This window comes from Acinetobacter sp. ACZLY 512 (assembly GCF_023614015.1).
GTDB classification, from domain to species: domain Bacteria; phylum Pseudomonadota; class Gammaproteobacteria; order Pseudomonadales; family Moraxellaceae; genus Acinetobacter; species Acinetobacter soli.
The window spans coordinates 218,625-238,581 of the sequence record NZ_JAKIVI010000003.1; the positions used below are offsets into that span (position 1 = coordinate 218,625).

The 19,957-nt window shown below is 42.7% G+C and carries 17 protein-coding genes and 1 riboswitch; of the genes, 8 read left to right on the forward strand and 9 right to left on the reverse strand.

Annotated elements, in window-relative coordinates:
- Positions 1–41 precede the first annotated feature (41 nt).
- The 3 genes from L2096_RS05605 to L2096_RS05615 form a co-directional block, all read right to left on the reverse strand.
- Positions 42–1,823 (reverse strand): acyl-CoA dehydrogenase C-terminal domain-containing protein, encoded by a 1,782-nt coding sequence (locus tag L2096_RS05605; RefSeq protein ID WP_119690196.1) that lies wholly within the window; start codon positions 1,821–1,823, stop codon positions 42–44.
- A 178-nt stretch (positions 1,824–2,001) separates the two neighbouring features.
- Positions 2,002–3,804, reverse strand: coding sequence for an acyl-CoA dehydrogenase C-terminal domain-containing protein (locus tag L2096_RS05610; RefSeq protein ID WP_004933074.1), 1,803 nt, complete (start codon positions 3,802–3,804; stop codon positions 2,002–2,004).
- A gap of 294 nt (positions 3,805–4,098) precedes the next feature.
- Entirely contained in the window at positions 4,099–4,464 is a 366-nt protein-coding gene (locus L2096_RS05615) for a hypothetical protein (protein WP_004943537.1), read from the reverse strand.
- 164 nt (positions 4,465–4,628) lie between these two features.
- Here L2096_RS05615 and baeS point away from each other — a divergent pair, with 164 nt between their 5' ends.
- Positions 4,629–6,326, forward strand: a complete 1,698-nt coding sequence (gene baeS, locus L2096_RS05620) for a sensor histidine kinase efflux regulator BaeS (protein WP_119026342.1) — start codon at positions 4,629–4,631, stop codon at positions 6,324–6,326.
- Positions 6,327–6,329: 3 nt separating this feature from the next.
- Positions 6,330–7,016: a response regulator gene (locus L2096_RS05625; RefSeq protein ID WP_048765438.1), complete on the forward strand. Its 687-nt coding sequence runs from the start codon at positions 6,330–6,332 to the stop codon at positions 7,014–7,016.
- 92 nt (positions 7,017–7,108) lie between these two features.
- Here the strand turns inward: L2096_RS05625 and L2096_RS05630 are convergent, their stop codons facing one another.
- Positions 7,109–7,483 carry an MmcQ/YjbR family DNA-binding protein gene (locus L2096_RS05630; protein WP_250365013.1) on the reverse strand — a complete coding sequence of 125 codons (375 nt, stop codon included), beginning with the start codon at positions 7,481–7,483 and terminating at the stop codon, positions 7,109–7,111.
- 311 nt (positions 7,484–7,794) lie between these two features.
- Here L2096_RS05630 and L2096_RS05635 point away from each other — a divergent pair, with 311 nt between their 5' ends.
- Positions 7,795–9,177: a hypothetical protein gene (locus L2096_RS05635; protein WP_250365014.1), complete on the forward strand. Its 1,383-nt coding sequence runs from the start codon at positions 7,795–7,797 to the stop codon at positions 9,175–9,177.
- A gap of 49 nt (positions 9,178–9,226) precedes the next feature.
- Positions 9,227–10,303: a hypothetical protein gene (locus tag L2096_RS05640; protein ID WP_104124628.1), complete on the forward strand. Its 1,077-nt coding sequence runs from the start codon at positions 9,227–9,229 to the stop codon at positions 10,301–10,303.
- A gap of 3 nt (positions 10,304–10,306) precedes the next feature.
- Here L2096_RS05640 and L2096_RS05645 read toward each other — a convergent pair whose 3' ends face one another.
- Complete coding sequence (locus tag L2096_RS05645; protein WP_250365015.1) at positions 10,307–11,749, reverse strand: protein adenylyltransferase SelO; 1,443 nt, start codon at positions 11,747–11,749, stop codon at positions 10,307–10,309.
- Between the two features lie 111 nt (positions 11,750–11,860).
- Positions 11,861–13,030 (reverse strand): acyl-CoA desaturase, encoded by a 1,170-nt coding sequence (locus L2096_RS05650; RefSeq protein WP_250365016.1) that lies wholly within the window; start codon positions 13,028–13,030, stop codon positions 11,861–11,863.
- A 248-nt stretch (positions 13,031–13,278) separates the two neighbouring features.
- Between L2096_RS05650 and L2096_RS05655 the strand changes: the two genes are divergently transcribed.
- A complete protein-coding gene (locus L2096_RS05655) occupies positions 13,279–13,773 on the forward strand; it encodes an META domain-containing protein (protein ID WP_250365017.1) in 495 nt (164 codons plus the stop codon).
- 28 nt (positions 13,774–13,801) lie between these two features.
- On the opposite strand, the gene L2096_RS05660 is transcribed toward L2096_RS05655, so the two are convergent.
- From L2096_RS05660 to L2096_RS05670, 3 genes are all read right to left on the reverse strand, one after another.
- Positions 13,802–14,518 carry a glycerophosphodiester phosphodiesterase gene (locus tag L2096_RS05660; RefSeq protein ID WP_250365018.1) on the reverse strand — a complete coding sequence of 239 codons (717 nt, stop codon included), beginning with the start codon at positions 14,516–14,518 and terminating at the stop codon, positions 13,802–13,804.
- A gap of 39 nt (positions 14,519–14,557) precedes the next feature.
- On the reverse strand, positions 14,558–15,136 hold the full coding sequence (locus L2096_RS05665) for a cob(I)yrinic acid a,c-diamide adenosyltransferase (RefSeq protein WP_048765423.1): 579 nt from the start codon (positions 15,134–15,136) through the stop codon (positions 14,558–14,560).
- 105 nt (positions 15,137–15,241) lie between these two features.
- A complete protein-coding gene (locus L2096_RS05670) occupies positions 15,242–17,083 on the reverse strand; it encodes a TonB-dependent receptor plug domain-containing protein (RefSeq protein WP_250365019.1) in 1,842 nt (613 codons plus the stop codon).
- Positions 17,084–17,121: 38 nt separating this feature from the next.
- Positions 17,122–17,329, reverse strand: a riboswitch (cobalamin riboswitch).
- A 143-nt stretch (positions 17,330–17,472) separates the two neighbouring features.
- On the opposite strand from L2096_RS05670, the gene L2096_RS05675 reads away from it, so the two are divergent.
- The 3 genes from L2096_RS05675 (at position 17,473) to L2096_RS05685 (ending at position 19,906) form a co-directional block, all read left to right on the forward strand.
- Complete coding sequence (locus L2096_RS05675) at positions 17,473–18,114, forward strand: phosphoribosylanthranilate isomerase (RefSeq protein WP_048763590.1); 642 nt, start codon at positions 17,473–17,475, stop codon at positions 18,112–18,114.
- On the forward strand, positions 18,098–19,327 hold the full coding sequence (gene trpB, locus L2096_RS05680; protein WP_004933113.1) for a tryptophan synthase subunit beta: 1,230 nt from the start codon (positions 18,098–18,100) through the stop codon (positions 19,325–19,327). The genes L2096_RS05675 and trpB overlap by 17 nt, the downstream gene beginning before the upstream one ends.
- A gap of 66 nt (positions 19,328–19,393) precedes the next feature.
- Entirely contained in the window at positions 19,394–19,906 is a 513-nt protein-coding gene (locus tag L2096_RS05685) for a DUF1543 domain-containing protein (protein WP_076033618.1), read from the forward strand.
- Positions 19,907–19,957: the final 51 nt, after the last annotated feature.

Here is a 19,957-nt window from a genome sequence, read left to right on the forward strand (position 1 = left end):
AAAAAGCCTGCATGTGCAGGCTTTTTTTTTAATCGAGCGGATTAAGACTGTGCGGTAAAGTAGGCTTCATCAAAACTCATGACCAAATCAGAACCCGCTTCGATTTTACGAATACGTGATTCAAGCTCCGGCAAGATGCGGGTAACAAAGTACCGTGCCAACGACAATTTATTTTGGTAAAACTCACCAGATTTGTCTTTGGCCGCTGCCGCGATTTTGGCAAACATGTAGGCAAAGCTGAGTAAACCGACCGCATGTAAATAATCGACTGCTGCTGCGTTTGGAAAGTCTGGATTTTCAGCGGCTTGTTCAATAATAAACTGCGTTACAGCCTCAACTTCAGTGGCAGCATCAAGTGTTGCATCCTTAATGAAGTTTAAATCTGCGGCAAGCGTATTGGCGAAATCACGAATTTCATTGATGTATTCACCGATATACGCACCGCCACATTTAATGGTTTTACGGCCAATCAAATCTTGAGACTGAACACCATTGGTACCTTCGTAAATCTGTGAAATACGTAAGTCACGAACACATTGCTCCAGACCCCACTCGCGGATAAAGCCATGGCCGCCAAAACACATCTGGGCATCTAGAGTTGCCTGAAAGGCGGTGTCGGTGAGGTATGCTTTGGCAATTGGCGTCAGCAAAGCCACGCGGTCGTTGGCTTTCTTTACGGATTCTGGATCGGTTGAAAACTTGGTGATATCCAGTTGCTGCCCAACATACACGGCAAAGGCACGTGATGCTTCATTGTTGGCACGTACATTCAGGAGCATACGGCGTACATCACCATGAACCAAAATGCTGTCGGCTGGTTTGCTCGGCGATTGTACGCCTGATGCGCTACGACCTTGTAAGCGGTCTGTGGCATATTGTGCCGCATTCTGGTAGGCAAACTCTGAAGCCCCCAAGCCTTGAATACCCATCGATAAACGTTCATAGTTCATCATGACAAACATTGCGGCTAAGCCTTCATTTTCTTTACCCACTAAAAAGCCTTTGGCACCGTCAAAATTCATTACACAAGTGGCCGATGCCTTAATTCCCATTTTATGTTCGATCGAACCTGGGCTGACTGCGTTACGCTCGCCAAGACTTCCATCGTCATTGACTAAAAACTTCGGCACAATAAATAAAGAAATACCACGCGAACCTGCGGGTGCATCAGGCGTTTTGGCCAATACCAAATGAATGATATTTTCACTTAGGTCGTGATCACCACCGGTAATAAAGATTTTGGTTCCAGTGATGTTGTACGATCCATCTGCGTTCGGTTCGGCTTTGGTTTTAATAATCCCTAAATCGGTACCGGCATGTGGCTCAGTCAAACACATGGTGCCTGACCATTCACCTGAATAGATTTTAGGTAAATACGTTTCTTTTTGCGCTTGTGATGCATAGCTGCTCAAGGCCATACCTGCACCAACCGATAGGAGCGGGTAGAGCAAAAAAGAAGGGTTGGTCGCAAACAGCATTTCATCGGCCAGCACGGTCAACATTTTAGGCATGGCCTGACCGCCCCATTCTTCGTCGGCACCCAATCCGATCCAGCCGCCTTGTGCGTACTGTGCAAAGGCCTCTTTAAAGCCCGCTGGCGTGAAGACTTGGCCATTTTCATAACGTGCACCTTCTTCATCACCTGAACGGTTTAAAGGGAGTGTGACATTTTGAGCAAATTTTGCCATTTCTTCCAAAATAGCTTCTGCAGTTGCTGCATCGACATGGGCAAGATGTTCGTTGGCTTGCCAGAATTGTTCAGCTTGAAATACATCATTTAAGATGAATCGCATGTCTGCGAGTGGCGCATTATAAATTGGCATAATTCTTCACCTTGAATATTTTTGCATAGTTCTATGTCTTTAATATTGCACAGAAAATGCATTGAGTCACAGCGTTGTCAGTGGTTTTAATGTAACATCTAATTTGAAAAAAAAGGACTGTCAAAACTGATCAGTCCTTTTCTGGTTGGGGGCCGTTGTAATCGATCCCGAACTGTGATTAGAACGCGAAGTGTTCTGCTTCTAAGGACATCAATGACTCAACACCCGTAGACAATACGTCGACATGTGAGCGAACGCGCGGCAAGATTTTCTGGAAGTAGAAACGCGCCGTGGTCACTTTTGCGTTGTAAAAATCTACATCGCTTGAGCCTTCTTCGAGTTTGCTAAGCGCGACCTGTGCCATACGCGCCCATAAGTAGGCCAAGGTCACATAACCTGCGTAATAAAGGTAATCGACTGCGGCAGCACCCACTTCATCTGGATTTTGCATCGCGCGCATTCCAATTTGCATGGTGATGTCGCCCCATTCTTTGTTTACAGCCGCAAGCGGTTCGATAAACTCTTTCATGGCGCTGTTGTCTTTGTGGGCTTCAACAAATTTGTGAATCATTTTGGTGAAGTCACGCAACATGGCACCTTGGGTTTGCAGTACTTTACGGCCAAGCAAGTCGAGTGCCTGAATTTCAGTGGTACCTTCGTATAAGCAAGCAATTCGCGTATCACGTACAATTTGCTCCATACCGTGTTCAGCAATAAAGCCGTGACCACCAAAGACCTGAACGCCTTTGTTAGCTGCTTCATAACCGGTTTCGGTCAGGAATGCTTTACCAATTGGTGTCAGCAACGACAAGATATTGTCGGCAAACTTACGCTCTTCTTCATCAGCGCCTTTTTCGACGATATCGGCATAAAGTGCCAGCAAGTACACCAAAGCACGGCCGCCTTCTGCAAATGCCTTTTGGGTAAGCAGCATGTTACGAACTGCTGGATGCACAATAATCGGATCGGCTTCTTTCTGTGGTGCTTTTGGTGAAGAGAGTGAGCGCATCGCCAAACGGTCTTTGGCATAGCTCAAAGCACCTTGGAATGATGATTCCGATGCTGCCAAACCTTGAACAGCCGTACCAATACGTGCGGTATTCATAAAGGTAAACATGCAGTTGAGACCACGGTTTTCAGGTCCGATTAAATAACCTGTTGCACGATCAAAGTTCAATACGCAGGTCGCATTACCATGGATTCCCATTTTGTGCTCGATTGAACCACAGCGGACGCCGTTGCGTTCACCAATTGAGCCGTCTTCATTGACCAAGTATTTTGGCACAATGAATAGTGAGATGCCTTTGGTACCTTTCGGCGCATCGGGTAAGCGTGCCAAGACAATATGTACAATATTGTCGGCCATATCGTGTTCACCCGCCGAGATGAAAATCTTTTCACCCGAAATGGCATAGCTACCGTCTGCATTTGGTTCTGCTTTGGTGCGAATAATACCTAAGTCAGACCCTGCATGTGATTCGGTCAAACACATCGTACCTGTCCACTCGCCTGAAACGAGTTTTGGTAGGTAGGTGTCCTTTTGTTGCGCTGAGCCATGGTGCTCAAGGGTACGCACTGCACCGTGCGATAAACCCGGATACATACCCCATGCCCAGTTAGCCGAACCGACCATTTCTGAAATCACAATACCGAGTGAATTTGGCAATGCTTGACCGCCGTAAGCTTCTTCTGCGGCTAAAGACGGAAAGCCCAGCTCGATATATTTTTGATAAGCTTCTTTAAAACCTGTTGGCGTCGTGACTACGCCATCATTCCATGTACAGCCTTCACGGTCGCCAATTTGGTTGAGTGGAGAAAGCTCGTTTTCACAGAAATCTGCAGCCGCTTCTAAATATTGATCAACCAGTTCACGGCTTACGTTCTCTTGGAATGCAGGAAGTTTTGCATAGTGCTCTTCAGCATTTAGTAACTCATGCAAAACAAATTGCATATCACGTAAAGGCGCTTTGTATTGTGGCATATCGGTTTCCTCAATACTGGTTAAACCAGCGTTTCTAATGTCCTGTCGATTACGGTTGGATACCCGAAGGTACCTTTCTTATGAATTACATCGTGCAATAACTTATACCCCTGTACAAGCATTTCGGGGAGTCTAATCCATGACTGTAAAGTCAAAGAAAATTATCTTGAAATATACAAGTAATTAAATCATATAAATTTTTTATGAATTTCAAATGAAAGGAATAGTCAAAATCGTAAAAAGATGTGACCAGAAAAAAAGGCACCGAAGTGCCTTTTTTATGATGTGCTAAATTTATGCGGCTGGCGCTGGAGGAGGGGCCATACGATCATTCATTTTGCTGGGCTTAAAGCGTAACTCACAGGTTCCATCAATTGTTTTGTCTCCCATTTTTACCTGAATGGTCTGACCTACAGCTTGGCCTGTACATGCTTTTTGAATCTGTTCAAATTCAGCCTTGCGCTCAGCGCGTCGCTGTTGCATGTCTGCTCGTTGTTCTGGGGTAAGTTTGTGATGTTTCATCCAGTGTTTGCCTGCCGGGCCATCCATCATTTTAGGTGCATTGGGATCTTGAGGTGGCATGGTGGATTGACAGGCTGCCAAACTCCCCATACTGATCACTGTAGCCATACAGAGTGTAATTTTTGCCATTTTGTTCATGTTGAATCCCCGAAGTGAATGATTTAGTGTGTGAACAACGCTAGGATGTATGCTGACTAAAAACCTAATAAAGATTAAATAATAAACATGAAGGAACAATGGAGACTTTTTTGCCTGAGTGTTGATTACAATAGAAAAGATAAACGAATCATGAGAGCTCGCTTTTGAAAATACGCCGCGTTCCCATTGCGCTTCGGTTGTTTCTAACCGTACTGCTCACCACCTTGCTGATTACCACAGTGAGTCTGAGTGTTTTGCACTGGACCATGCAGAAAAATTTTGCCAAATATGTGGCCGATGTCGAAATGCAAAAGCTGGATCATTTGATCACCAATTTGGCCAATGTGTATACCACTTATGGCGATTGGGGCAATGCCATTCAGGCGCAGATTTTACAAATTGAAGGACAGGCCGCGCCAGATGATTATGATCGTCTGTCACGCTGGTGGTTACGCCGTCAGTACGATATTGCGTTGCAGCAGCGTTTTTTCAATGAGCAAAACATGATTATGCTCTCGCCCGATCTGACCAACGAAAACCGTCTTAAAAATAGACCCGTACTGGACGAGCAAGAACGGCAGTTTTTAAAAGATAATTTGCCTTCTGAGTATCAGCCTTTTGAAGGTCTGAAATTTCCACTCAGTTCGAATCAGAATTTTTTCCGTCCAGATGATGGCAAAAAGAAAAAAGCACCAGCGCGTGGTTCCGAAATGGCCAACATGATGCATCATGACGGTAAAAAGCGTTTTATTGCCATGCCAGACCGATTGGGGTTGAGTTCGCGGTTATCGTTATACGATGCCAAGCATCAGTTTGTGGTGGGAGAAAGTGCCAATGAGCAGATTTCCTATCGTCCGATTATTGTCAAAGACCAGATTGTGGGATATTTGGGCTTAAAACCGGTACTCGATGAAGACGATGCCTTAAGTATTAATTTCTTTAGCAATCAAAAGCGCTTTTTATTGCTGATTTATGCTTTGTCGGTCTTGACCAGTTTAATTGCGGCGCTTTTATTGGCGACTTATTTTAAAAAGCCGATTCAACGTCTGCTCAATGCCACACGTGAATTAACCCGTGGAAATTATAAGCATCAGGTTGAAATTAAACGTAATGATGAGTTAGGTGATCTGGCAACCCAATTAAATCAATTGGCTAAAATTCTGTATCAGCATGAAGAGTCTCGACGTCAATGGGTGGCCGATACGTCGCATGAGCTAAAAACTCCGCTAAGCGTTTTACAGGCACAAATTGAAGCGATGCAGGACGGCATCCGTAAAGCCACACCGCAGCATTTGACGGCCATGATGAGTCAGGTCAGTAGCTTGAAAAAACTGACCCAAGATCTGGCCGATTTGGCCCAAGCCGATGCCCAGCAATTGAAATGTTATATGGCCGAGGTCAATCCGTGGGAGGTCTTGGTACAGGAAGTTGAGCACTTCAAGCCAAAGTTTGAGCAGGCCGAACTTCAAATTTCGATTGCAGGAGAAGGCACTACGTTACAATTAGATATAGATCGCTTCAAACAAATTGTGGTGAACTTATTGAGTAACAGTGTGCGTTATACGCAAGCTGGCGGGCAGATCAAGATTCATACTGAACAAAATGAATCGGAGTGGACTTTAATTGTCGATGACAGTCCGCTTGGGCTGAGCGACGAACAGCTGGCGCGCTTGGGTGAACGTTTTTATCGTGTTGATGATTCGCGTACACGAAGCACCGGTGGTACTGGACTCGGCTTGGCATTGTCGTCGAAGCTGGCACAAGCGCTGGGTGGCCAATTGCGTTTTGATCATTCGCCTTTGGGTGGTCTGCGTTGCATTCTGACTTTTCCAAAAACACAATCAAAGATTAAGGAAATTTGATCCATGAAACATGTGATGTTAGTTGAAGATGAAGTGGAATTAGCTCATCTGGTTCGTGATTATTTAGAGGCGTCTGGGTTTGAAGTCAGTATGTTTCATGATGGCCAAGAGGCGTATGACAGCTTTGTTCAGCGTAAACCCAATCTGATGATTCTGGATTTGATGGTGCCGCGTATGGACGGTTTGACCATTTGCCGTAAAGTGCGTGAACAGTCAGATTTACCGATTATTATGGTGACCGCGCGTACAGAGGAAATTGATCGAGTATTGGGGCTTAATATGGGCGCGGATGACTATGTCTGCAAACCATTTAGCCCCAAAGAACTGGTAGCACGTGTTCAGGCAGTCTTACGTCGTCTTGATCGTAAAGCCGAACCTGAACAAAATGATATGTTTCGTATTGATAAGGCACAGCAACGAATCTGGTATAAACAAAAAGCCTTAAACCTGACCCCAACCGAGTTTCGCTTACTGGAGCTATTTTTGGAGCATTTGGGGCAGGTGTATTCACGGGCGCAACTGCTAGATCATATCAATCCAGACAGTTTTGATGTGGCAGACCGTGTGATCGATAGCCATATTAAAAATTTACGCCGTAAGATCAGTGAAGCCGCAGACACAGGTAATCGCCATGAATGGGTGCAGGCGGTATATGGGGTTGGGTATCGTTTTGAATATCCTGAAGACTAATGGATAAATACATCTAATTTGAGACTAACGCACTGTTTAAACGGTGCGTTTTTTATTTTTAAGATCATCTCGCATGTCGATACGGAGTCAATTTAGTTGTCAGTCCAATTTAACTGATTTTTTTGAGCTCGATTTAGCGTTTTCACTACCAATAAGTAAGAATCTTGAATTAAATCATGAATGAGATCTGCACTTATTTCAGAGCCTGCATAAATTGAAATCCAGTGGCGTTTATTCATGTAATAGCCACCTTGAATACAGCTATAGGTATCTTTGAGCATTTCGCCTTGAACGGGATCTACTTTTAAAGTAATACAACCTTGGCCGTGCGCATGCCCTGCAAGCATAAAAATTTTATCAAAAACTTTGACCACATCTGAATCGGCTGAAAATGGCTGACTTAAATTCGTCTGTGGAAGGCTAAGCGCCAGACTGAGCGCATAGCTTTTCATCTCTTCAGTGTTCATTTTTTCTTATCCTGAATAAAGGTCGATATTAGAAGAATCAATAAAAAATTGAGATCTGTTATCTTGCATACAAGTTACTTATCCTGTGGATAATCACAATGTTATCCACAGAAAATGGGGATAAGTGTAATCACTTAATCGAAGCACATATACTTTGTTATCTTTAAAAGTGAATGATATGAAAATAATAAATTTCATAAAAAATAGAAACTTAATTTTAAATATACAGAATAGTCTGTTTGGGGTGTTGTAAAAATTGAGGTCTTTATGTAGATTTTGTTTTTTTGTGTAATTATAAAAAAGGATAAAAAATGATATTCAAGAAAACAGTCTTGGTGATCGCACTCGCTTCTTTACTCGTTGCTTGCGGTGGTGGTGGGGGAGACTCATCGAGTAACTCTGGCTCATCCAATAATGGAAGTGGTTCTTCTAATACGATGAGTGACCTAGACAAAGCAAAACAACTCATTCAGACCACAAATACAATTGTGTCGTATTACGATAGTTTTGATGAGATTCAAAAGACCTATCAACCGTCTATCGATGCAGTCGCCGAAATTAGTCCGGACATTGAAGATAGTACCAATTTGTTGCTGACACTGTCTGAGTTGGCGCTTCAAGATGCAAAAGGTTCAACCAAAACGTACTCAGCACAAGATATAGATCGGCTTTATGCAGCATCCGAATTGTATGCGCCAGATTTCAAATTGACCAATAATGCACTTAAAATTGAAGTAAATGGATTGACCGCAAAAGTATCTGGATCAACCGATTTCGAACGATGGGCGGGTTTCAAGTTTGTGTCTGGTCAAAACCCAATCTCATTGTATGCAGATAAAACTACCTTACAGGTTAAGCAGTTAAACCTATCACAGCCATCAGTAGTAACGGCAGAATCAACGCACGTGTATAGTATTTTTGCAAACAGTGAACTTGAAACCGTCAATGCCAATAAAAAGAAAGCGATAGTTAAATTTAAAGATAATTCTTCAGTTTCGATTCTTTACGCTGATGCCAAAATCTTCGATGAGCGTACCGAAAATGAAATGGCGACTTCGGTAACGACAACGCTTAAAAATATTGAGCTCACTACCGACGAAAGCTTTGTAGGCACATTTAAAGAGCTGTCAGGACAGGCAAAAGCCGTGACCATGGTCGATAACGGAAATAGTTTTGTTCGATTGATCCCGTATGAACTTAAACTAGATGGCGTGGCAACTGTCAAAGATCAGGATAACATTAGTATTCAAGCCAGCGCTAAGTTAAACAATGACTTGAACAAACCGATTGATATTACAGGCAACAAGGAATCAATCAATAATTTCTTAAATATTTCTCTAAATATCGTTTTGACAGGAAATTTAAAAGCCAAAAACAAGCAGACACCATTTAGCTTAAAGGTAAATGGCTTAAGAAATGAATTTAAAGTGGGCAATGCAACAGCGGATATTGATGTAGATGGCAATGCGCTGAATATTCAATTCGTTTCTTCAAATCTTGATCAAGACAAACCAACAGTTGCTGCAACAGTGAAACATAAAAATGGCGCTTATGTTTCAATTCCAGATTTGGATAACTTTGTTCCAACCAAGATCATGGTCGGTAGCACGAGTTATGGCGATTTATCCAAAGTATCGGGATCATTGTATAACGCGAGATTTACCGATAACACCATTATCACGATTGCACCTTAACATTTACAACAAGGGCAGCTTATGAAGCTGCTCTTTTGTTTGGTTTATCATGAAAATTTATTTTTTAAGCTTTGCGTTTGTATCAAGTTCTATTTTTGCTCAAGCCGAGCAAATTGAATATCGTGTAAATGCTGATCTCTATAGCCAGCCAATTGCAATTCAGTCCTTTTTAGATGATTGGCAAGATCCAAAATTGAGATCTGGAAACAATGCATTTGCTCATGGCAAAATGCAATTGGGCCTCCAACAAGGCAACTGGAACTATGCCTGGGTATGGCGCTACGATTATGTTTTAAACTTTAGTCATGATTTGGCCAAACTCTACTATCAGATTGAAAATGATCAACCGATTGATGCAGACCAGCGCTATTACTTAAAACTAAATGCAGCACATGTGGATGCAGTCGGGACAAGATTTGCCTATGACTGGTCTTTACAGGACAATTTGACGCTTACAACAGGATTAACGGCCTTGATTGGTCGTCATTATGTAGATGGAAATTTTCAGGGAGCAGGTCAAACCACTCAGATGCAAGAGCTTCTAGAGCGAGTAGATTGGTTGAATGCTTCACTAAACTATAGTTATGACAAGCCAGCGCTGAAAGAGGAGAATATGGGCTGGGATGCCCGAGCAAATCGTGGCTATGGTTATGCTTTGGATGTTGGATTAGCAGGACGATTATTCGATCGAGTTGATATCCGCCTGCATGCAGAAGATATCTTCAGTTATCTATACTGGAAAAATGCACCCTATACTCAATACGAACTCAAGTACGATCAAGATCAACGACCAAGATTTGATATTCAAGGTAAACTCGGTGTGCATAAACGCTATAACCAGCGTTTACCTTATAAAATCACATCATCAATCAATTACGCGCCAGCCTCTTCATTATGGAAAGCGGGGATTTCTACGCTATCGAATGAATACCTGACGCTCTATCAACTCAATGTATTTCATCAATTCACACTCGGTGAACTAGGGATTCATTATGAGCCACAGTCTCGCGCCTATGGACTCTCTTTTGAACATGAAAATATTGGATTTAAATATCTAACAGATAATTTAAATACCAATCGTGCGCATCGTATGGGAGCCTATCTGTACGCCAGATATCAATGGTGAATTTTAGGATGAACAACTCACCATCACTTCAGGAACATCACTTGCCAAAGGTGCTAGATCCTGCTCTCGTTCAAGTGCAGGTTGGCGTGTAAAAGGTGAGGCAAGTAGGGTAAATAAACGCTCTACTTCTGAAAAGTCACCGCGTTCAGCTTGTTCAATTGCGTGCTGCGCCATGTGATTACGTAAAATGTAAACGGGGTTCACTTCAGACATCGTCTGATCAAGCGCTACAATATCTTGATGTTCTCGAATCTGATGGTACTGCTGCAGAAAAGTATCAAATTGCCGGATGTCTAGGCAGTCATCTCGAAGTGCAGTGTAATCATGCTGTTGTAGGCGGAGAAAACTTTGGGTGTAATCCAGTTGTTCGCTTTGTAAAATGCGTAAAAATGCCATGCCACAATCGAAACTGTCATGATGAAACTGCGGTAAGCCCATTTTCTTACATAGGCCTTCGGTATAGTAGGCCAAGAATGCTGGTTCAAAAGCCTCAAGGCAGCTGACCAGTTGTTGCTTAAATTCTTCTTTATCTTGTTCTTTGGCCAATGGAATCAGATTATTAAGCCATACCCATAAATTCCAGTGTCCGATACTCGGCTGATTTTGATAAACATAACGGCCTTGATGATCGGAGTGGTTGTTGATCCAATTAGGGCGAAAACGTTCCATAAATCCAAATGGCCCAAAATCCAGAGTCGATCCCGTAATATTCAAATTATCAGTGTTCATGACACCATGGGCAAAGCCGACCAACTGCCAATCCGCGATCATTTTAGCGGTTTTTTGAATCACGCCCTCGGCAAATGTCAAAACAGGATGTTCTGCTTCAAGTGCTTCAGGATAATGCCATTCAATACACTTTTGGGTGAATTCTGTCAAAAGCTCAGGAGCATATTGATTAATCCATTCAAAATGCCCAAGTCGAATATGACAATCCGAGGTGCGTAGTAACATGGCACCCAATTCAAGAGTTTCTCGTTGTACACCTTGGGTTGACGTTGTAAAACCAACTGCATTACTAGATGCAATGCCAAGTGCATTGAGTGCATGGCCAGCCAAATATTCACGAATTACCGAGCGCAGCACTGCACGTCCGTCGCCCATACGAGAGTAAGGCGTTAGCCCGGCACCTTTAAGGTGTAGGTCTATATTACGTCCAGATCGATCTAACACTTGAGCAATCAACACACCGCGGCCATCGCCTAATTGTCCGGCCCATTGACCAAATTGATGGCCCGCATACACCATCGCAAGTGGAGGGCATTGCTCAAATACAGTTTGACCACTACAAATCTCAACCCATGCTGCTTTATCTTGTTCGTTCCACTGTAACTCATCTGCCAGAGCAGCATTGAAATGACCTGCTTTTGCTCCTTTAAGAGGAACAGGTGATTGTTGGTGAAACAATTTAGCGTTTAAAGTCGAGTAGCGTGAATTGAAAAGCATAATGGTGAGAACTCATCGGTTGAACGGTCACTATAGCAAAAATTTAGATTGAACCAAATTCGCGAGCAACAGACCTAAAAAAAGCCCCAGTGGGGCTTTTAAAATTCTGGTTTATTCTGAAACAGCATTGCGCTTTTTGACATTACGCATCAGGGTTTCCAGACATTCACGATGATGACTCAAACGGTGTTCAAGCAATTGAAAATCAACTTTGAGCTTGTGATCCATCTGGTGAATTTTTTCTGCCACCGCTGCCTTTTTGGCATGCAATTCTTGCTCTTTTAACTTGGCCCAGTCATTGAGCGTATGTGTAAAGGCATCGTATTCTTGAGCAATACGTTGCTTCATTTGCACCAAGTCAGAGTTGACATCATGGCCATAGATTGCCAAGTCCTGCTCGGCGTACTTAAACTTCATCGCGAGTTCAGCTTTTTTAATATTAAAGCTTGGAATACGACGTAAATTTTTAGCCAAACCAAGTTTTGAGCAAGTCCAAATGAGCCATTTTGTTGGATCATACTGCCACCATTTCACACCATTTCGGTAGTCGTACTGAAAGATGTGATGATAGTTATGGTAGCCTTCACCCCAAGTCGCAATTGCCAACCAGAAGTTATCACGTGCGGTGTTTTCGTCAGTATACGGACGCTTGCCCCACATATGACACAGTGAGTTAATGAAGAAGGTCACGTGATGGCTCAAGATCAGTCGAACCAAACCGCCCAGTAAAACCACGCCCCACATATCGCCAACTGCCCAGCCCACCAGTGTCAAAATTGCCACATGAACCACAATCACCAGCGGAACATAATATTTATGCTGGAACATCACCAGTTTGTCATTGAGTAGGTCTGGTGCATTTTTAAAGTTTGGTTCAGCTGCAGGATAATTTTTTAACATCCAGCCCAAGTGTGCATACCAGAATCCGTTTTTAATCGAGTACGGATCTTTTTCTACATCATCGACATGGCGATGATGAGTACGATGGCCCGACGCCCAATAAAGCACGCTGTTTTGAACCGCAAAAGTGCCCATAATCATCAAAATGATTTTTAAAGGTAATGTCGCTTCATAGGCACGATGCGCCCAAAGACGATGGTAACCGGCTGTAATGCCCAGACTGCTGATTCCCAGTAATACAAACATGCTCACCCATGCAGCAGCACTAAAGTCATGGTGATAGGCATACAGGGGAATTGCAATAATTGCAACGAGCGGTAAAAAAATTAAGGCAAAAACGGCAATCCAGTTAATTGGGGCTTGAGGTAGGGGAGGATTCATCTCCGACAGCGCTCCTAGAAGCCTTTGTGTAACAAAGGTTAAAAAACAAAACAGCTTGGCCCAGAAATTTTTTTGATTACTGGCGATGTACTACGCATATTAGCATGAGCGAACATATGTTCACTAGCATTATTGTACAAGTGTATTCAAAGAAACAGTAACAGAATTCAACAAAGGATCGATTGATTTTATCGTATGTTTATCGCAAGAAACATAGGTCATTTCGATCAAAAAACAAGGAGGAAAAATTGTTGATAAAAATCGTTCACATCGTTGCGGTTTTAAGTTTGGCTTCACTGTTGAGCGCTTGTCAGAGCACACAAGCCCCTCCACAAAAACAACAACACAATAAAAAACACACTGCCAATCATGCGGTGAAATCGACTGAGACACCGCGCTCTACCGATGGTGTACAGGATGTTACATGGCAAATTACGCATATTCAGCAAAAACGTGCCAACTTCTTTAACCAATTGCCAGCTATTCGCCTGAATTCAACCTTGAATACGGTAAATGGACATACAGGCTGTAATCCGGTCTTTGGACGTTATCTTTATAATTTCAGTCAATCTCGCCTGAGTTTTGATGTCAAAGCAGATCATCAGGTGTGTGACCGAGCTTTGGTGCAGGAAGCCAACTTGATGGATGCTTTACAACGCATTGTGAGCTTCAAGCGTCAGGGCAATGAATTGCTTTTACTCGATAAAGAACAAAATGTGCTGATTGTGGCACAGCGAAAATAAGCCAGCGGGCAGGGCCAACCTGCCCAGATTAATCGAGATGTGCCAGCATCAATTTAGGTACGTCAGTAATCAACCCTTCAATACCTAAATCCCGTAATGCTTTCGCGCGTTCAACATCATTGACTGTCCATACACTGATGGTAAGCCCAGCATCATGCGACAGTTGAATCATCTCGGGTGTGGCCAGTCGATCCATCCATCCGATATGACAGCACCCTAAAGCCAGTGCCTTTTCTATGGCTTCAGCTTTTATATCGGTTTCGATGAGAAAACCGCGCTTAAAACGACTTTTGTGAGTTTGGAGCGTTGTTAATACCTTCTCGTCAAAACTGGTCATGATAATTTGATCATGAAAGTCTTGCAGCTCCATATCCAGCCGAGCAGTTAGTCGTTCAGCCTGAGCCAGATCCTCGACATGTTTGATCTCGACCTCGATGTGTTCAAAGTCTTTTAAAACGGCCATTGCTTGACTAAAAGTTGGGGTATATTCGGCTTGAGCCCATACTGGCCAGTTCAGGCGATGATCATATTGACACAGATCATTTTGTATACACTCGTAGAGCGAAATAGCGTGACCGGTAGTTCTTAAAAACGAATCATCGTGCATGATGACTGTTGTAGCATCTTTGAGCTGCCGAACATCAAACTCGACAGCACGAACACCGAGCTGTTTGAGATATTCAAATCCACCCAGTGTGTTTTCCGGTGCTTCGCCGCGCGCACCGCGATGGCCAATAATACGCATAAATGTCCTACGCTCAGAACAGAAAAACTATTTTAGCGCTTAAATGGTGTCATTAATATTTTTTTGCCACAGCACTTCACTGCCACCAGCCTCGCGTTGCAATGCTCGTGAAGCCACAAACAGCCAGTCTGAAAGACGGTTGAGTAACTGAATGGAAGTGTTCTGGATATTCTGATCACGTTGCTGTACCGCAATCAGGCTTCGCTCAGCCCGACGACACACCGCACGTGCTTGATGCGCATAACTGCAAACTAAAGTGCCTGATGGCAAAATAAACTCTTTAAGGTTTGGTAAGTGTTCGTTCATTTGATCGATATCACGTTCTAGAAACTCGATACTTAGCGGTTGCAGTAAGTTATAGTTTGGAATACAAACCTCACCGCCTAAGTCAAAGAGCCAGTGTTGAATCAAGCTTAAATGTTTATCCCATGTCGATTTGTTTTCAAGCATAGAACTTTCAATCTGTGCACGCAGAACGCCCAAAATCGCATTGAGTTCATCGACATCGCCGAGTGCAGCAATTCTTAAATCATCTTTTGCGACACGTGAACCATCCCCCAACCCAGTTGTACCTGAGTCACCTGTGCGGGTATAAATTTTACTTAAACGATGTCCCATAAGATTTCCTAAAGATGTGTAAGAGGGTTAAATAAAATCAGGATAATATCGTGAGACATTATCCTGAAAATGGAGTTAATAAAATATTTTTATTGGACTGCCGGATTAATAACTGAGTGTTACGCCACCAGATATAAGTCTTCCACTTGCGATATAATATGAGCTGACTTCATTATTCCATGCAGTTTTATACGTTGAATCGCCAATATTTTTGATATTTGAGAAGATTTTTATATTAGGATTAATTTGCCAGTAAGCACTCATATCAATCGTTGTATATCCAGGAACATCATTGATATCGTTTGCTGAACCTTTTGCTACTAATGAAGTGGAAAAGCCATATATATTATTGTCCCAACCTGCAGACATTGTAAGGTTCTGACGTGGTCGATTAGGTGTATCTTTATGGTTTGTTTCATCAATTGAGCGAATATATGCATATTCAGCATTCACAAACCATTCATTTAGTGCCCATTTCAGACCAAGTTCTGCACCTGTGATTGTCGCTTTATCAATATTGTAAAATTTATAGTTTGTAGCGGCAGATGAAACCATCAAATTATCAACTTTGGTATGATAAATGGATGTATATAAGTTTAGACCGTAATTTAATTTTTGATCTAATCCTATCTCGTAACTCACACTTTCTTCGGGTTTCAAATCAGGATTCCCACCCCACCACGAGGGTTGCGTTATGATTTGACCGACCACTGGTGCCCTAAAAGCGGTGCCAACATTCGCATATATACTAGTTAATGGTGCAATTTTATAACGTGCTGCAAGTTGCCCAACAGTGTGTGTACCAAATTGGTCATTATCTTCTAATCGAATACCAGCTTGTGTATTCAAACCATTATTTTGATATTGATGTTGTAAATAATATCCTGTTGATGAGTTTGAGTCATCAAAACCTTCATCACCAACGTAGGCAGCCACTTTTTCTGCGGATGTTTTATTGTGTTCTACACCCAACAAAATATTTTGATGCTCAGTAAATACCCATTGGAGATTTGAATCTACTTCCTGTTGCTTAGTGTTCACTATAGAGGGGTATAAAGCTTTAATCACATTGTATTCATCCTCAAATTGGGATAAACGAGTTTTAAAAATTAAATTATCCGAAAAGTTAAAACGCCCATTTACATTGTATAAGCGATTTAAGAAATCATAGGCTTGCGGAGAGCCATAAGAAAAATAGTCACCTGTACCTTTATTTTCTTTCATTTCGGCTGATAGTGCATAATTTTCTTTATCTATACCGATTTTTGCAGAATAACCTTTTTGATCAAACCCAGCTTTTTGATCTTCATCACTTATGATTCGATCTCCATTTGTTTCAAACCTTTGTCCACGAATTTGTGCATAGTATCCATCTTTAACAAGATCTAGGCCTAAAATTGACTTGTATGTATTTTTTTCACCAGCTTCAATAGTAGTAGAAATTTTATTTTTAGTTGGAGTGCTAGAAATTAATTGAATTACTCCACCTATTGCATCTGTTCCGTATTGTACGGATGCTGGGCCTTTCAAAATTTCAATCTGTTGAATATCTGATGTATCAAATAAATGAATATTTTGTCCAGTCACTGTCGCTGTATTCGAACGCATACCATCCAGTAATAGTAATGTTTGTCCTGAACTGGCTCCTCTTATAAATGCGGAGGCAGTCTGACCATAACCACCATTTTGTTTTATGTTAATACTTGCATCTTTCATTAGTAGAGATGGAAGATCAGCAATAGGATTCTGCTGAATCGTCTTTTCATCGATTACTGAAATTCGCGCAGGCACTTCACTGGCTTTTTCTTCAGATTTTGATGCAGTCACCACAATCGGATCAAGTTGAGTTGCATCTGTTGAATCATCAGCAAAAACAGTTGTTGAAGAAAACCCCATCGCAATTGCGATTGCCCCCACCAAACGGGTAGGCTGAAATGAAATAGACATGTTTTATGCTCCATACATTCACCCCACGTGAATGATTGAGTGGATAGAAGCAATAAGCAGGTCTCCGGACTCAAATGGCGTATCTTTTGGATACAAGCATATTCACCTTCCCACACCTCAAGTGCAGTGGTGTAAGCCCAAAAGGCTTATCAAATATGATTTACATTTTTACCGTTGCGGGGGCAGTACTGGATTTACACCAGTTTCCCTAAAGCGAATGCTTTAACTCATTGCGAATTGAGCAAAGTATAAGGTTTGTGCGAAGATTAAACAATCTGAATACCTTCAATCGTGTTCAACTTTGATGCAAAGTCTAAAATTTGCATTACAATAGTGGTTTACTGACCGATAGATCGGCTATGGTCAGACAATTTAATGAGCCTTTGTATATGCGAACGCGCGCAAAAATTTGCGGTATCACCCGTTCTCAAGACATCCAAGTAGTTGTCGATTCAGGTGCAGATGCAATCGGGTTGGTGTTTTATCCGCCTAGTCCACGTAATGTCACAGCCGAACAAGCGGCAGAATTGGTCAAAAAGATTCCGGCTTACGTGCAAGTGGTTGGGCTATTTGTTAATGCAACCGCTAATGAAATTAAATCAGTACTTGATTCTGTTGCTTTGGATGTATTACAACTACATGGTGATGAAACACCTGCTCAGTGCCAGTTCATTGGTGAGCAGTGCAAGCGTCGATGGTATAAGGCCATTCAAGTCAAACCTGAACTTGATATTGTTCAGGAAATTCAGCGCTATCAAGCCGCTGGTGCAAGTGCAATGCTTCTCGATGCATGGCATCCCGAACTGAAAGGCGGAACCGGCCATCAATTTGATTGGTCAAAATTTCCAAAATTGGACATTCCACTGATATTGGCAGGCGGTTTAACGCCCGACAATATTGCGGACGCAATCCACACCACACAGCCTTATGCTGTTGATGTCAGCGGGGGCGTAGAATCCGCAAAAGGTATTAAAGACCAACAACTCATCGAACGATTTATGCAAGGAGTCCAATGTGGATCAGCAAAATAACGTGATTGACTACACGCAATATCCAGATGCCCGTGGGCATTTTGGTATTCATGGCGGACGTTTTGTATCAGAAACACTCATGGCGGCACTGCAAGATTTAGAAAATCTTTATAGCCGTATGAAAAATGATGAACAGTTTCTGGCAGAATTTGACCGCGATCTTGCCTATTATGTAGGCCGCCCGAGTCCACTTTATTATGCTGAGCGATGGTCGAAGAAGCTTGGTGGTGCGCAAATCTATTTAAAACGTGAAGATCTTAACCATACCGGTTCACATAAAGTGAACAACACGATTGGTCAGGCATTACTGGCCAAATTGTCGGGTAAGAAGCGAATTATTGCAGAAACAGGTGCGGGTCAGCATGGGGTTGCAACGGCAACGATTGCGGCGCGTCTTGGTCTTGAATGTGTGGTATTCATGGGTGCAGAAGACGTGAAGCGTCAAGCCATGAACGTGTACCGTATGCGTTTGCTGGGAGCAACTGTTGTTCCGGTGCAAAGCGGTTCAAAAACACTAAAAGATGCCATGAATGAAGCCATGCGTGACTGGGTAACCAATGTAGATGATACCTATTACGTGATTGGTACGGTTGCAGGGCCTCATCCTTACCCACAATTGGTACGTGATTTCCAGTCTGTGATTGGACGTGAAGCACGTCGCCAGATTCAAGAGCAAGCCGGACGCTTACCGGATGCACTGGTGGCCTGTGTAGGTGGTGGTTCTAACGCGATTGGTTTGTTCCATCCGTTCCTGAACGATCCAGATGTGAAAATGTATGGCGTTGAAGCAGCAGGGCATGGCATTGAGACCGGTAAACATTCTGCACCACTCAATGCAGGGCATGTTGGTGTATTGCATGGTAACCGTACCTATTTGATGAGTGACTCACAGGGTCAGATCATCGAGACACACAGTATCTCGGCAGGCTTGGATTATCCGGGCGTTGGTCCTGAGCATAGCTTCTTAAAAGACATGCAGCGTGTGCAATATGTTCCAATCGATGATGATGAAGCCTTACAAGGCTTCCGTGATCTGACCCGTATTGAAGGGATTATTCCGGCAATTGAAAGTGCACATGCAATGGCATACGTCACCAAGCTGGCACCAACTATGGATAAAGACCAGATTATTATCGCCAATCTTTCAGGTCGTGGTGACAAAGACCTGATGACGGTTGCGCGTATTGATGGGGTCGAGATGGTCGAAATGTAATGATCACCCTGCTATGAAATCAAAATGGGCGACTGAGGTGGCCCATTTTTTTTGAGAGGAAAAATGATGCCCAGTTTATATATGGTGATGCTCGGCGGACGCCATGCGCGTGCAAATACCGAAGTGCATGATGTCGTATTTGCAATCGGCGATGATCTTAAAGATATTTATCCGCAGTTAAAGACCGCATGGTTTGGTGAACAAAAAGGTCTGCATATCGACGCGTGGGCAAAATTAAATGGCGTGAAACAACATGCGCATAGTTACAAAATTGAATTTGCACAGCATCAGCCGCGTCACGACGATCTCAAACTTTTTTTAATCAATTTAGGCGGTTATTGTCCAGATGAATTTGGTGAGCTTCATCGCTATAAATTTGTGGTGGCACAGAGCGCTTCAGAAGCCAAACAGCAAGCCAAGACTTTACTGCCGACATTTTGGCAAAAAGGCCACACCGATCGTATTTTGGATATCGATGATTGTATTCCAGTCGACCACGTGGCTGGGCGATATCTGCATTTGAGTGAGGGCACGTTTATTTCGACCGTTTGGGAAAATACTTATTTAATTTTAGAGTGAGTTCTCTTAGACTAAAGTTGTAATAATAAATCATATATTGATAAGCCCAAG